Genomic DNA, 13,948 nt, shown 5'->3' with positions numbered 1-13,948 from the left:
AAGGACGCAAGTGTTTTTTCTAGCGAATTAAGTCTTTCCCTGGTGCCTGTAAGACTTGTTCAACTTGTTCTTTGGTCGTTAAGGGGACATCCCCCAGCATCGTATGAGCCAAAACTGCATTCGTGATAGCAAAATCAGCGGTGCGTTGGAGCGACCATTTTTCGGCATAGCCTAATAATACGCCAGCAGCATAGGCATCCCCTGCACCGATCCGATCCAACACTTGCAGCAGCTGCGGTGCCGTTTCGTAGGTATCTTGTGCCGTAATGATCCTTCCGCTGATAAACTGCTTGTCTTCCACGGCTAGACGCCGTGTCCCGCAGAACCATTCTAGTTGATACTGGTCAATAAAGGATTGGATCAATGCAAGCTCTGCGCCTTCTGTTTCCTCTAAGGGATAAGCCAATAGCTCCTCCAAGTCACGGACAGAGCCGAAAACTAGGTCACAATAGGGTAGGATCGTTTCATACCGTCGTTTCAGTACCTCCCGATTTAATTCTTCATTCAAGCTTGGACGGAAGTTGAAATCAAAGCAGACGCGAATCTGCTTGGCATGGGCCTGTTTCGCCAAAGCCAAAGCTGTTTGCCAGGTTTTCTCAGTCAAACTAAGAGAGATCCCGCAAATATGAATGAGATCGACCGTTTCTAAAAATCCATCGATAGCATATTCTTCTGGACCTGAAACGCCAAAGGAACTATGATGGCGATTTTGATACGTCACATAGGTCGGACGAGCGCCGTAGCCGATCTCGGCGAAATAACTGCCGATATGACTATATTTTTTGCCAACAAATGCCGTTTGAATCCCATAGGAACGCAAGCTGGCTTTTGCCGTATCTCCTAATCGGTTGGCTGGCACCTGCGTCAGCATCGACGTCGTCAAGCCGAAATGCGCCAAATTGCCTAACAGATTGACCCCTGTTCCCGTAAAATCCATTCGCAAAGAGTGGGTCTGTTCCAACGTTCGATATTCTGGTGGCGTCAACCGCATCATTACCTCACCGTAAGCACCGATCCGCATCATTGATCCCCCCTATTTGGCTGCTGCCAACACCTTTTTCGTCATTTCTGCTAATGTCTGTACATCTCCAGGGCGTGTGTCCCCTGTTTCTCCATCGATGATCGAGCTGTAAATATGTGGAATGATTTTTTTCACTCCTGCATCAACAGCGATCTGCAAGATTTCTTCAAAGTTTTCTAAATCGATACCGCCGGTCGGTTCCAAATAAAAATCATTCGCGGCACAAGCCTCGGCTACCGCTTGATATTCTGCTTTATGAGCCAACCCTTTCATTGGAAAATACTTGATAGAACTAGCGCCCATGTCTTTTAATAAAGCGATCGCTGTTTCAACTGGGACTTCTGCAGCTGGAGTTTGTGAACTCAATGGACCAGTCGCAATATTGACATAGCCGACTTTTCCCGTTGGTGAAACAAGGGCATTGACGATCGTTTCAGATTGTCCTAGCAAAGCTCGTGAGGTCCCCGCTCCCGTGAACACTTGGTTAACATGCTGTGGTTGAAGAACAGCGGAAATTCGGGAGACCATTTCACTTTGATTGGGGTCGCCAGCACCAAGCCCTACAGAAAGGGCATTATTTGTTGCCACTTGATAGTTCTTCATGTCAGCGATAGCCGCCTCGTCACTATCATAGTTTTTTGATAAAACACCTAGGACGATGTTGCCCTCTGCTGCTTCGTAACAAGCTTTCGCATTGTCGATGGAGTTTGCTAACACATTTAGACAGATACGGTCAGCGAAATAATTGGGTGAAGTTTTCATTTTTGGGTTGCTCCTAACATAATTTCTTGTAAGCGATCAGTGATCACTGCCATTTCTTGTTCATTGACTGCTCGGATATCAAATTCAATAATGCCGTTATTGGCTTGGTACTCACGGGTATAAATCGCTGGTTCTCCTGCTTTTAGCGCGTCGATCACTGCTTTGGCACTTGGTTCTTTCACTTTAACACTCGCCCGATAAATGTCTCTGCCAGCGCTGTCTTGAACGATTTTTGCTTCGAAACCAGTGATTTCATTGATTGCCGCAATAAATGGTTGCAGACGCTCTTGCATCGAAGCACCAGATTCTGTTCCCTCCGCTAGATAATCCGTCACGGCTTGGGTAAATCCGAAAATATTGTCTTTACCGATTTTCATTGCTCGACCTATCCCTTTGGATTGCAGGCGCACCCAAGAGACATAGGGCTGCTTGCCGATCACTAAGCCAGCACTCGGTCCTGAAAATGCTTTGGCACCTGAATAGATCACTAAATCAGCACCAGCTTGGGTATAGGCAAACAAATCTTCCTCAGCAGCCGCATCAACGATCAATGGAAGATCGTGTGCCTTGGCAACTTGGGCCGTTTCTGCTACCGTCAGCATACTTTTTTGAACGGTGTGATGACTCTTTATGTAGAGGATCGCCGCCGTTTCGGGTGTGATCATCTCTTCAATGTGCTCGGGTGTACACATATTGGCATAGCCTGCTTCCACTACCTTCCCACCACCTTGTGTCACCATCACTTCCACTGGTGTGCCATAATCTACGTTGTGGCCTTTGGGCAAAATGATCTCCCGCTTACTGATTTTCTCACTATATGGATGATACAAATGATAGCTGTCGCCTTGACCGATGAGTGCCGCCACTGATTGGGCGATCCCCGCTGAAGCGGAAGAAACGATCTGTGCATCTTCCGTTTTCAACAATTTTGCTAAATAGGCACCAGTTTTTTCTGCTAGATCTGCCATTTCAAAGAAATGCTCCCCGCCATAGCGCTGGGCTACAAGCACACTTTCGCTGACTTTCGAGACACCTAGAATCGTCATTTTGCCAGAAGCATTGATGACTTCTTTCAAGCCTAATTCTTCAATATTCAGTGTCAAAAAGTTCCCCTCCTATCACCGCTTTTTGCGGCACGATCTGTTGTGTCGTGATTCGACGATTGCCGTTAGAATCCGTCAATTCCTTTTCGCCCGCTTCAAAGCGGAAAATCGTAAAATCAGCATCATATCCCAATGCGATCTCGCCTTTGTTTTGTAAATGAAATTGCTTCGCAGGGGCACTGGTCACCTTCTCGATGATCTCACGCCAATCATACCCTACGACCGCTAATTTTTCCATAGTCGTCGCTAAATCAAAGACTGGTCCATTGGTACGATTGCGAATGTAGATATCTGTACTAATGGAAGAAGCCTTCAGCTGATTGGCAAAGGCTGTCTCCGCCACGTCAAAATTGAAACTGTCTGTCCCATGACCAATATCGAAGACCAAGCCTTTTTCATAGGCACCAAAGACGAAAGGCTTGATGGTTTGGTTCGTCTGATCCAAAATCCCATTGGCTTTGCCGTTAAAGCAATGGGTCACCACATCGCCTGTTTCCAATTCAGCAAGAATCTCTGCTAAATTCGGTGGTGCTGAACCAATATGGACCATCAAAGGCAGCGGTTGATTTTCAGCTTGGATCGCTTTCGCTAATTTCAACGGCGTGATGCCATTTTCGCCGATCACCGTTTTGCTCATTCGGGCTTTGATCCCGACGATAAAGTCAGGAAACTTCTGCAGCGCTTCTTTGACCAATTCTTTTTTGACTTTTGACAGATCCGCAAGTTCATCCTGCTCTACGATGCCCCATTTGGAAATGTTGACTAAAGCAAAGACATTGGTTTTGGCTTCTTTGGCTAAATCATAAAACCGATGGATATTTTCGGCGCCAGTCGTCCCCGCATCAATAACGGTCGTGACGCCTTGTTTGACACCGATCTCGTCTGGATAATCATAATAGAGCGTCATTTCCTCGAAACAATGGACATGGTCATCGATCCAACCAGCTGACAAGAACTCCCCTTCTGCTAAGGTCAGCTCTTGTTTCGCCTGCTCCTGCAACGTGGGTGCCAGAGCAGTGATTTTGCCGTCTTGAATCCCAATATCAAATACTTCTTCATCGATCGTGCGGGCTTGACGAATAATCAAATCAAACATTTCGTTACACCTTCCTCTCTGTGAAAGTGAATTTCGACCACGGATGGATAAAGGGCAGCAGAACTAACTCTTGTTCGACGATCGAACCGATTTTATTTTTTCGTGGATCTGAGTGAGGCTCTAGCACGACTTGCAGCTCGTTTTTGTACTTGCCAAAACGATCATTGCCAATCACAACGTCCCCTCGTTGAAAGACGCCTTCGTGGTCATGGACAGGATTGTCATGGTTCTTATACTTTTTACGAACTTCTGTGGAACGGATCATCCGATCGGTGATGTCGCCTCGACGGTAATGCTGCTCGTCCAGGGCGATTTGGCGTTCAACTTCATTGATTTCAGGCACAAATTCAATAGCAAATGCAGTCTGGTAGCGATCAATCGCTCCTAACGCTGCCAATTCTGCTTCAGAAGCATAAGCATTTCCGATAATGACATCGTCGATCAAGCCTGTGGCAAACAAATGCTTTGCGGCAGTTTCTACAGGCATTCTTCGGTGCATTTCTAAGGTCGGTAAGCCATCATTAATATCCCAAGGTCCGATCGTTCCCGTTTGAGAAGAGATAAATGCGGCGGTTCGAATGCCTTTTTCCTTGAAACGACGACTGCATTTTTCAAAGAAATCATAGGGTAAGGCAGTCCCTTCTTGCGGATAGAAATTGTGGCAGCCGTATAAGTAAGGAATGTTGGCTTGATAGGTCAAAATATTGTCTAAATACGCCACATCATTGCTCATATTCAATTCAACAGCTAAACCAAAGGGATTGTAGGTCAACATCGCTTCTTTATTGCCGTCAAAGCCTAAATCTAAACGAATCCCATCGGCACCTAGTTCATGGAAAAAGGTCAAGTCATCATAGGAGATGCCTAGTTCCGAAAAGATGGCTGGTGCCACGTCTAAAATCGTTTCATAGCCTAATCCTTTGGCAAAATCAATCAACGCTTTAAATTTTTTCTGCACGTTTTCTTTGCCGTCACTCACTTCCAGCATACTCATAAAAATGCGGCTAAAGCCATAATCATGGGCTAATTGCAGATAGGCTTTGTCTGTTTCAAAATCACTGTGATCGGGATACACCGATACTCCTAGTTGTCTTTTCAACTTATCTCATCCTCATTTCTTCATAAAAAGCAGTAAAACGTGTCAGTAAAAGCGAACTGCAAACAATCGTCGCCGTTATCGTCAAAAATGGTCCCCACGGAAACTGACGGCTCAGTAGGATCGCTGCAGCAACGCCAAGAATCCCGAACAAAAGCATCCGCCAAAACGGCACTTCTTGAATTTTTTTCCCTTGTGCTGATTTTGTTAACCAAATTTGACAACCAAAAAATAAACAAATGGCATAAATCCCCATGTTTGCACCTCACTCTTTTTTGTCTTGCTTAAGCGGCTGTTTCTTCTTGTTCGCGGGCAATCTGCTGTTTCTCAAAGACTTTAAAGAATGGGTAGTAGATTGCGAGTGTGATAAAGAAGTTGACGATTACTAAAATCGCTGCTGCGATACTCCAGTCCGTACTCATCCAGGCGGCGATTGGTGCTGGAATGGCAAACCCAAGTCTGGCAGCCATCATCGGTACGACACCCGTAATAGTCGCGAAGTAAGAAATCGTTGTCGTAATCAATGGTGCCACCAAGAACGGAATGCCTAAGATTGGGTTCATTACGATCGGTGCACCGAAAATCACTGGTTCATTGATATTGAATAGGCCTGGCAAGATGGACAAACGGCCCAATTGTTTCAAGTATTTTGATTTGGAGAAGAAGAACAAAACGACCAACGCTAAGGTCGTACCGGCTCCACCGATCCAGACGAACCATTGTAAAAATTGTTCCGTAAAAATATTAGGCAATTCATGCGCATTGCCAGATGCTTGGAACGCTTCCATATTTTCAGCAATGGAAATATCCCAGAATGGACGAATGACAGGACCCATGATGGCTGGTCCATGAATCCCCAGTACCCAGAAGAAACAGATCAAGAAGACAGTCAATAAACCACCAAACAAGCTGTTACCAGCTAGCACGTCTTTTAACGGCATCAACAAGTTACTTAAAAAGCCATTGATATCAAAGCCTAACATATGACGGATCACCCAGAACAAAATCAGGATCGCTCCTCCAGGAATCAACGCCATAAATGAATTCGTTACTTCTGGTGGCACACCATCTGGCATTTTGATGGTAATGTTTTTTACGATAAAGAAACGATAGATTTCAACGGACAAGATCGCCGTGACGATCGCGCCAAACAAAGAGCCTGATCCTAAGTTTGCCACATTGATATAACGTCCCGCATCAATGATGCCTTCCACAGAATCAAAGACTCGCAATGGTGGTGCAGCGGTTACAAGAAAGGACATCGTTGCTAAGATACCCGCAGTCAATGAATCCAGCTTGTAGCTTTTGGCTAGCGATGAAGCAATCCCATATGTTGCATACAATGCCAATAATCCGACTGTATAACGAAAGGGAATATCCAAAACTTCCCGATACGGTTCGATCACCGCAGCGACTGATTCGATGGGAAAATTCAGTAAGATCGTGAAGAAAGACCCAACGATCGTTAATGGTAACGTAGCGATGATCCCCTTACGAATCGCTACCATGTGCCGTTGCATCCCCACTTTATTTGCAATCGGCATCAACTTCTGTTCAATAAATTCTACAAACCCTTTCATAATTGCCTCCTTAGTTTATAACATTATAATGTTTATACAAGGATAATAGCACAGTGCTTCCTGGGAGTAAATATGTTTTTTACGAATAGACGAAACTATTTTTAACAACTCAAAATAACATTTATTCATCGTAATTTTACACAATATCAAAACTTAAAAATTTATGTGTTGATAAGGGATTTTTGAATAGCTTGATACAAAAAAACCTATTGGCAATGTTTTCCAATAGGCACGATATTAAAATCAAAAATAGTATTCTTGATTCATTTAATGTTTTTTAGTTTTTCAAATGAATTTTCTACTTAATTATACTTTCTTCTCATAAATAAAATCATCCATCACAAATCCCGAACCAATCATAACAGTACGTTCAGAAACGCGCGTAAAGCCGCGATGCTCATAAACAGCGATCGCCTGCTGGTTTTGTTTGTTGACGTTTAAATGCAGTGTTTTGCCTGAGGCGATCTCCTCATACCAATCAAAGACTTGGCTGGCATAGCCTTTGCCTCTAGTGGATTGATGGAGATACAATTTACTTAAATAAATCTGCTGCTGTGTTTCTTCATACGCTGTATATCCTACTGCTCGGTCTCCTTCTAATAACAAAAGATAGACTGCTCCTTGCTGGACTTCGTTTTGAATCGCTGCTGGTGATTGGTAATGAGCCAGCATATACGCGACTTGATCGGACCCTATGATAGGTGTAAACACTTCTGGCCAGATTTCTTTGATCAAACGATCCAACGTTTGGAAATCTTCAGGTGATTGAACGATTTTTTTTGTGATTGCCATAAGAACCCCTTCTTTCTGCTGCACGAAACAAAAACTCGTTTATAAATATCTCTATTATAAGGGATAAGGAAAAAAAAGAAAGGGCACGTGGAACAAAGACCCCAAAATGTCTCAAAAGATGGTAAACTAGAAGTGAAAAAATGGTGACGAAAAGGAGGTAGCAACACCATGCAGCTCTTGCAACTACTTTTACTGGCAATCATTTTTGTTTCGTTCTTCCTGGCGTTGATTGGCTGGGTTTTATCGATGACCAACGGCTTGATCTTCTCTCGTTCTCCTCAGCAATTTAAAGCGCATGCCCATGATCCTAACTATGAAAAAGAACGACAAGCAGGCAAGCGCTTGAAAGAGATTATATTCCGACGCATTGTTCCTCTAGGAATAGCCTCTTTGATCATCTATGGGCTAATCGCACTATTAAACGTCCTTTAAAAGTTTTTAAAAAGACTCAAATAAATTAAAAAACAACCGGCATCTTTTCCTGTTGATCAATGCGCCTTTCGCTTTCGCTGAGGGAAACATCAATGCATAAGATGCCGGTTTGTTTTTTATTTACTTACTGCTGCTTTTGAGGCTTGAACTTTTTTCAGTAAAGCGAAGAGGACTTGGCTATCATCAATAGCCGCAATATATTGTTGGCAAAGTGCCATCATTTCTGTTTCATCCATTTTATCTAAAGAAATAACTAATTCATTTTCTACTACCTGCTTATTATTCATAGGGCTCCCTACTTTCTTCCTTTGTTACCTCTAGTTTGCCATGAATGAGCAGGTTCCGTAAGAACTTTTCAGTTTACAAACAGGAAACGGGTGGTTTACATCCTTGTCCTATCAAGGTTTTGCCAGAAAATTTATTCGGTAGCAGGCTCGATGTGGATGTCAGTATCAAACACCTGAAAACGATCAGCTAAGAGATCTTCAATAGCATCTGCAACGTTATGACTCTTTTCAACCGTCAAAGATTTGTCCATCGTCACGACGACATCGAGAAAAACATTGGCGCCATACATTCTTCCTCGAATCGATTTGACAGATTTCACTTCAGAAAAACCAGCGATTGCCGCTTCATACTCCACGACTAACGATTCATCAAACCCATCAGAAAGTGAAAAGGCACTCTCACGAAAAATATCGACGGCGGTTTTGATAATCAAAAGAGCAACCACGATCGCAGTCAAACTGTCCAACCAACCGATACCAAATGAGGCGGCAAAAATAGCGAGCGCCGTTCCAATACTCGTCCACGCATCGCTGCGATTGTCTTTAGCAGCTGCTAGCAGAGCGGAGCTTTTTACGCGAGCGGATAATCGCTTATTATAATAATACATGCCATACATCAAAATAGCTGAAATGATACCGACGACTGCCGCGATCATATCGGGACTTTGCGTTTCTCCGAGTAGAATCGTTTGAATGGAAGACCATAAGACCTGCAGACCGACTGCCAGCATAATCAAGGACGTTACGAGACTCGCCACGCTTTCTGCTTTCCAATGACCATATTTATGGTCTTCATCTGCTGGCTTTTGAGCCAAACGCAAACCAATCAAGACAGCGATCGACGCTACGATATCCGTCGCATTGTTCAACCCATCTGCCCATAGTCCTTCAGAGTTTGCCAAACGACCGATGGCAAGTTTGGCGATGGAAACCAAAATGTAAGCAACGATACTTAAGATGGCGCCTCTTTCTGCTTGTTTTAATTCTGCGTATCTTGTTTGATTCATGTCATCCCCTCCAAATAGTCAACTTGAAAATAATAGCTGAAATTTTCATCAATTGCATCATTTATTTGAGAGATTTTATTTTTTAGGAGTGGCAAACATTCACTTCTAGTGAAACGAATTTCTGTTCTGAGGCTACCAAAAAACAGGACTCCAAAGGGAATCCTGTTTTTTGCTTTTTTTCTTTCACAAAGAATCGCTGCTACTCGTTCACCAGCAGCTGTCGATTTCTTTCACTAAATTTCTCATTATGGGAAGAAACCATCGCCTGCGGGACACTGGTCGGCTCTAAATAGTGTTTGATTTGGTTGACTGCTTGCGCAGCATCTTGAAAGGCTCCCGCCAAAAGATTCACTTTGCCTTTGAAATAATGAATGTCGCCAGCTGCAAAAACACCGGGATGGCTAGTTTTTGTAGGAATCTCGCAATTGAGGTAAAAGTCTTCATGGCGTGCAAGATCAAAGGAGACTTTATCTAACAAGCCACTGTCACGGTCATACCCGTGTTGGATCAGTAGATGATCGCATAAAAAATCGATCGTCTCATGGTTGGCACTGTTTTTTAGTCGTAGAACCATATTGAATGTTTCTGCTTGATTCACCCCATCGATGGTGTGATTCATCAGCACTTGAATCCCTTCTGCTTTCATCTTCTTTACTTGTGCTTCATGGGCTTTCAATTTTTCTCCTCGGTAACACAGGGTGACTTTGGCACCATAAGACACTGCTTCGATCGCATAATCCACTGCCGCATCACCGCCGCCAGAGATCACTAGATGCTTGCCTTGGATCGCTTGCTGGTCAGGAAACTGATAGTGGATATAGTTGTCGACATTATTATGGATGAAACATGGCAATTTTTGCGGAGAAACGACACCGCCGCCGATACAGACTAAAACGGTGCGTCCAAGATGGGTCCTTCCTTGGTCATCCACTGCATAAAAAAGGTCGTCTTCCTTGGTCAATGAAATGATTTTCGTTTTCAGATAGATCGTTGGATCAAACAACTTGGCCTGTTCAATCAAGTGTTCTTTGACTTTCTTTCCCTTGGTTGGCGGCAATGCACCCACATCCCAGACCATTTTTTCAGGATAGAAATTGATCTTCCCGCCTAATTCGGCTTGTGCTTCAAACAATACGACCGATAGATCACGTAATCCAGCATAAAAACTCGCATAGAGTCCAGTGGGTCCTCCGCCGATAATCAGAACATCTGCTATAGTGGTCATTGGCTAGCCTCTCTTTCGTAAATGAAAATCATTCTCAATTAGTTAGTTCGATTATAGACAACGATCGTCCATTTGTAAAGAATTTTCTGAAAACAAATTAATTATGTTTACCAATTATTTTTCTTTACATTGTAAAGAAAAAAGCCTTTTCCTGAACTTCTGGTAAAAAAAAGATGAGCAGATTGTTATTTTTTCTCATTTTATCTAGTGATATATTTGTGATCGTCCCTGACTTCAAGGTATACTCTTAGAAAGTAGGTGAAAAAATGGAAGTTGAAAAATGTTACGCGCCCTTACCGGACGGGTCTGTCCTCTATTACGAGAAAACCGGTTCAGGACGCCCTCTTTTTTTACTGCACGGAAATGGCGGCAGCAGTGCCTATTTCTCAAAGCAGGTCGACGCCTTGCGTCAAAAACATCAACTGTATTTAATCGATAGTCGAGGGCATGGCAAATCCACTAATACGCAGAAGAAAATCGATTTTTTTAAAATGGCAACAGATCTTTTAGCAATTATTCAGCAAGAAAAGCTAACGAAAATCGCCTTACTAGGATTTAGCGATGGTGCCAATCTGGCGATGGTCTTTTGCCATCTTTACCCAGAGCATGTCAGCTGCATGATTTTAAACTCTGGCAACACGGAACCGCGAGGTGTGAGGCTCTTTTCTCGAATCGGCAGTGTCTTGCAATATCTGATCGTTTGGCTTTGTTCCCCATTCTCCAAAGGCATGCGGGGCTTTCTGCCTATTTTGGGATTGTTGTTTCGTCCAATCGGTTTATCTACAGCCGATTTGAATCACCTCAGTGTGCCGACATTGATTTTGGTCGGCAAACGTGATTCGATCAAGCTTTCCCATTCTTTTTATATTGCAAACAGTATCCCTCAGTCCAATTTTATCGTCGTCAAAGGACAAGGACATAGTTTTGCACGAAAGAATCCAGAGGTATTTAACACGAAAGTATTATCTTTTTTAGAAAAGGTCGGTGAATAACTATGAGAATCTTTACTTGGCTCCGCGACCACCGCTCACTGTTTAAAACACTCTTCTTAATTGCAGTCGCCGTGATCGTGTTCGGCGAGCTGCTTTCGTTAAGCAAGACGATCTCGATTGATCAACTAAAACAATTGTTTGCGCAGCTATCTCTTTGGCGAGTGGCTTTAATGGCTGCCATTGGCTTACTGTGTGTCTTTCCCATGGTCTTATATGATATCGTCTTGAATCGCTTGCTAGGGGACAAGCCTGATCGCCGTTATTTACTAGAAACCAGCTGGATCATCAATACCATGAACAATTTGATCGGCTTTGGCGGTTTCATCAGTATCGGGTTACGGTCGGAATTTTATGGCAAAGGAAAAAAAGGCAAAGACGTTGCCCAAGCAATATCGAAGATTTTTATCTACTTGATGTCTGGTCTTTCGATTTTATCGCTTGCAGCGCTGGCATTCGTCCTCTTCGGTCCCACGACCGATTATCTCCAACAGTATTGGATCTGGCTTTTAGGCGGCAGTCTTTATTTTCCAATCGTCTATGCGCTTAGTTTTTCCAAAAAAAATGCCTACTTAGGTGGGCTGCAACGACGTGATCGTCTGCAGCTGATCGCCGCTTCCTTATTGGAATGGCTAGGTGTTTTTGCCGCCTTCTTTACGACGGGTCTGTTGATGGGTCTCTCGGTCGATGTGTTTCAACTGTTGCCGCTTTTCATCGCTGCTTCCGTGATTGGGATCGTCTCGATGATTCCTGGCGAACTGGGAACCTTTGATGTCATGATGATTATGGGAATGGGTTCACTACAGATTCCCCGTGAAAGTGTCATTGCCTGGCTCTTGCTGTTCCGTCTGTTTTATTACATCATTCCCTTTTTGATCGGTTTGCTTTTTTTCTCAAAAAATGTCGGTGTCTCCCTCAACCAGCGCTTTTCTGGTATTCCAAAAAGCTTGTTGTTGGAAGTGTTCCACAAGATCGAAGTGTTGCTGCTTTATCTGACTGGAACGATGTTGGTGCTTTCCGCCACGATCCCAGAAGCCTTTGATCAAATCAAATGGTTAGCCCACCTCAATCCGATTCGCTTGAATTTTGTGATGCAGTACCCGAGTATCTTTCTCGGCTATCTCTTTTTGATCGCCGGTCGCGGCATCTCTGCCCGTGTCAGTCGCGCGTATATGCCGACGCTTTTGTTGATTGCAGCAACGATCGGCTATGCTATTTTTGCGGGTTTCCGCTTTTCGACCATGCTGTTTCTTCTATTATTACTGGCGATCATGATTTTTTCAAAAAGCGAGTTATTCCGAAAACAACTGGTTTTCGCTTGGGAATGGCTAACGATCGATGGGTTGCTGATTGGTTCGTTGACGATCCTCTATGTCATTATCGGGGTCTACAATATGCCCCATATCAATCGGCATCCGACACATCACCATTCGATGGATTTTTTGCTTTTCCCTTCTGAAAAATTATGGCTCCAAGGCTTCGTTGCGATTTTATTCGTCGCCGTTGCGATGCTGTTGTTTGCACGCTACTTGATGGGACCAAAGCACCAACTCGGCGTCAGTGCCGCCACCGATAAAGTGAAGCATGTTTTGAACACTTATGGCGGCAATAGCGACAGCCATCTTGTCTATTTAAAAGACAAGCAAGTGTACGTTTATCCAGAAATCGGCGAGCCGACGGTCTTTTTTCAATTTACGACCTTTAATAATAAATGCTTAGTCATGGGTGATCCTTCTGGGAAGCAAGCAGACTTTCCCCAGGCACTGGAAACTTTTCTAACAGAGATGGATCAGTGGAATTACTTGCCAGTCTTTTATGAAAGTAGTGAAGAAATGGTGATGCTGCTGCATGAATTCGGGTATGACTTTATCAAATTCGGTGAGAAAGCCTATGTGGATCTGCCTAGTTTCACCCTCTCAGGAAAGAAAATGAAGGGACAGCGGGCTTTGAACAACAAGATCACCAAAGAAGGCTTTACCTTTGATGTGCTCACCCCACCCTTTTCAGCCGAAACCTTTGCCACTCTTAAGGAAATTTCTGATAACTGGCTAGATGGACGGAAAGAAAAAGGGTTCTCCCTTGGATTCTTTTCAGAATCCTATCTGAGTACCGCACCAATTGCAGTCGTCCGTAATCAGCAACAAGAAATCGTCGCGTTTGCCTCCTTTATGCCAACCTATCAGACAGGCTTAGCTTCCATTGATCTGATGCGTCACGATCCTGAAAAAGCCCCGAACGGAACGATGGATTTCTTGTTTATTCAGCTGTTTGATTATTTTAAAGAACAAGGCTACCAACAATTCGATTTAGGTATGGCACCATTAGCCAATGTTGGTACGTTCCGCAGTAGTTTCTTGCAAGAGCGGATCGCCTATCTCGTTTACACGTTTGGTTCTCGCTTCTATTCTTTTGAAGGGCTACGAGAATACAAACAGAAATATGCCGCTTCTTGGTCCCCTCGCTACATCTTATATTCTCGGGACAGTTGGATCGGTTATGTCATGATTGCCCTGTTGATCGTCGATAATCAATCGGCAGACAAAACGAAATAAAAAAGC

14 protein-coding genes are annotated in these 13,948 nt (G+C 43.7%); 3 read left to right on the top strand and 11 right to left on the bottom strand.

The window, feature by feature from the left end; all coding sequences use genetic code 11:
* Positions 1–19 precede the first annotated feature (19 nt).
* The 8 genes from IGJ44_RS06395 to IGJ44_RS06360 form a co-directional block, all read right to left on the bottom strand.
* Positions 20–1,024 carry a sugar kinase gene (locus IGJ44_RS06395; RefSeq protein WP_005225708.1) on the bottom strand — a complete coding sequence of 335 codons (1,005 nt, stop codon included), beginning with the start codon at positions 1,022–1,024 and terminating at the stop codon, positions 20–22.
* 9 nt (positions 1,025–1,033) lie between these two features.
* The gene (gene dagF / locus IGJ44_RS06390) at positions 1,034–1,783 is read right to left on the bottom strand and encodes a 2-dehydro-3-deoxy-phosphogluconate aldolase (protein WP_074535649.1); all 750 of its coding nucleotides are present in this window, start codon (positions 1,781–1,783) and stop codon (positions 1,034–1,036) included.
* Positions 1,780–2,886: a DgaE family pyridoxal phosphate-dependent ammonia lyase gene (locus tag IGJ44_RS06385; protein ID WP_430606437.1), complete on the bottom strand. Its 1,107-nt coding sequence runs from the start codon at positions 2,884–2,886 to the stop codon at positions 1,780–1,782. Before IGJ44_RS06385 ends, dagF begins: the two co-directional genes overlap by 4 nt.
* Positions 2,870–3,982: an amidohydrolase/deacetylase family metallohydrolase gene (locus tag IGJ44_RS06380; protein ID WP_074535647.1), complete on the bottom strand. Its 1,113-nt coding sequence runs from the start codon at positions 3,980–3,982 to the stop codon at positions 2,870–2,872. The genes IGJ44_RS06385 and IGJ44_RS06380 overlap by 17 nt, the downstream gene beginning before the upstream one ends.
* Before the next feature lie 4 nt (positions 3,983–3,986).
* Positions 3,987–5,081, bottom strand: coding sequence for a DUF871 domain-containing protein (locus IGJ44_RS06375; RefSeq protein ID WP_074535646.1), 1,095 nt, complete (start codon positions 5,079–5,081; stop codon positions 3,987–3,989).
* Between the two features lies 1 nt (position 5,082).
* A complete protein-coding gene (locus IGJ44_RS06370; RefSeq protein WP_005225703.1) occupies positions 5,083–5,334 on the bottom strand; it encodes a hypothetical protein in 252 nt (83 codons plus the stop codon).
* 28 nt (positions 5,335–5,362) lie between these two features.
* Positions 5,363–6,658 carry a PTS sugar transporter subunit IIC gene (locus tag IGJ44_RS06365; protein ID WP_074535645.1) on the bottom strand — a complete coding sequence of 432 codons (1,296 nt, stop codon included), beginning with the start codon at positions 6,656–6,658 and terminating at the stop codon, positions 5,363–5,365.
* A gap of 306 nt (positions 6,659–6,964) precedes the next feature.
* On the bottom strand, positions 6,965–7,450 hold the full coding sequence (locus tag IGJ44_RS06360; protein WP_074535644.1) for a GNAT family N-acetyltransferase: 486 nt from the start codon (positions 7,448–7,450) through the stop codon (positions 6,965–6,967).
* A 168-nt stretch (positions 7,451–7,618) separates the two neighbouring features.
* Between IGJ44_RS06360 and IGJ44_RS06355 the strand changes: the two genes are divergently transcribed.
* Positions 7,619–7,882, top strand: a complete 264-nt coding sequence (locus tag IGJ44_RS06355; RefSeq protein ID WP_074535642.1) for a hypothetical protein — start codon at positions 7,619–7,621, stop codon at positions 7,880–7,882.
* 116 nt (positions 7,883–7,998) lie between these two features.
* Here the strand turns inward: IGJ44_RS06355 and IGJ44_RS06350 are convergent, their stop codons facing one another.
* The 3 genes from IGJ44_RS06350 to IGJ44_RS06340 all read right to left on the bottom strand — a co-directional run bounded on the left by IGJ44_RS06350 (position 7,999) and on the right by IGJ44_RS06340 (position 10,401).
* Complete coding sequence (locus IGJ44_RS06350; RefSeq protein ID WP_005225698.1) at positions 7,999–8,169, bottom strand: hypothetical protein; 171 nt, start codon at positions 8,167–8,169, stop codon at positions 7,999–8,001.
* Positions 8,170–8,300: 131 nt separating this feature from the next.
* Entirely contained in the window at positions 8,301–9,176 is an 876-nt protein-coding gene (locus IGJ44_RS06345) for a cation diffusion facilitator family transporter (protein WP_430606432.1), read from the bottom strand.
* 199 nt (positions 9,177–9,375) lie between these two features.
* Complete coding sequence (locus IGJ44_RS06340; protein ID WP_074535640.1) at positions 9,376–10,401, bottom strand: NAD(P)/FAD-dependent oxidoreductase; 1,026 nt, start codon at positions 10,399–10,401, stop codon at positions 9,376–9,378.
* 266 nt (positions 10,402–10,667) lie between these two features.
* On the opposite strand from IGJ44_RS06340, the gene IGJ44_RS06335 reads away from it, so the two are divergent.
* Together IGJ44_RS06335 and mprF are read left to right on the top strand one after the other, a co-directional pair.
* A complete protein-coding gene (locus IGJ44_RS06335; protein ID WP_005225694.1) occupies positions 10,668–11,393 on the top strand; it encodes an alpha/beta fold hydrolase in 726 nt (241 codons plus the stop codon).
* Between the two features lie 2 nt (positions 11,394–11,395).
* Positions 11,396–13,942, top strand: a complete 2,547-nt coding sequence (gene mprF / locus IGJ44_RS06330; protein ID WP_074535639.1) for a bifunctional lysylphosphatidylglycerol flippase/synthetase MprF — start codon at positions 11,396–11,398, stop codon at positions 13,940–13,942.
* Positions 13,943–13,948 lie beyond the last annotated feature (6 nt).

This window comes from Enterococcus sp. DIV1368d (assembly GCF_050542975.1).
Taxonomy (GTDB): domain Bacteria; phylum Bacillota; class Bacilli; order Lactobacillales; family Enterococcaceae; genus Enterococcus_D; species Enterococcus_D casseliflavus.
This window is presented reverse-complemented; position numbering and strand designations above follow the sequence as displayed.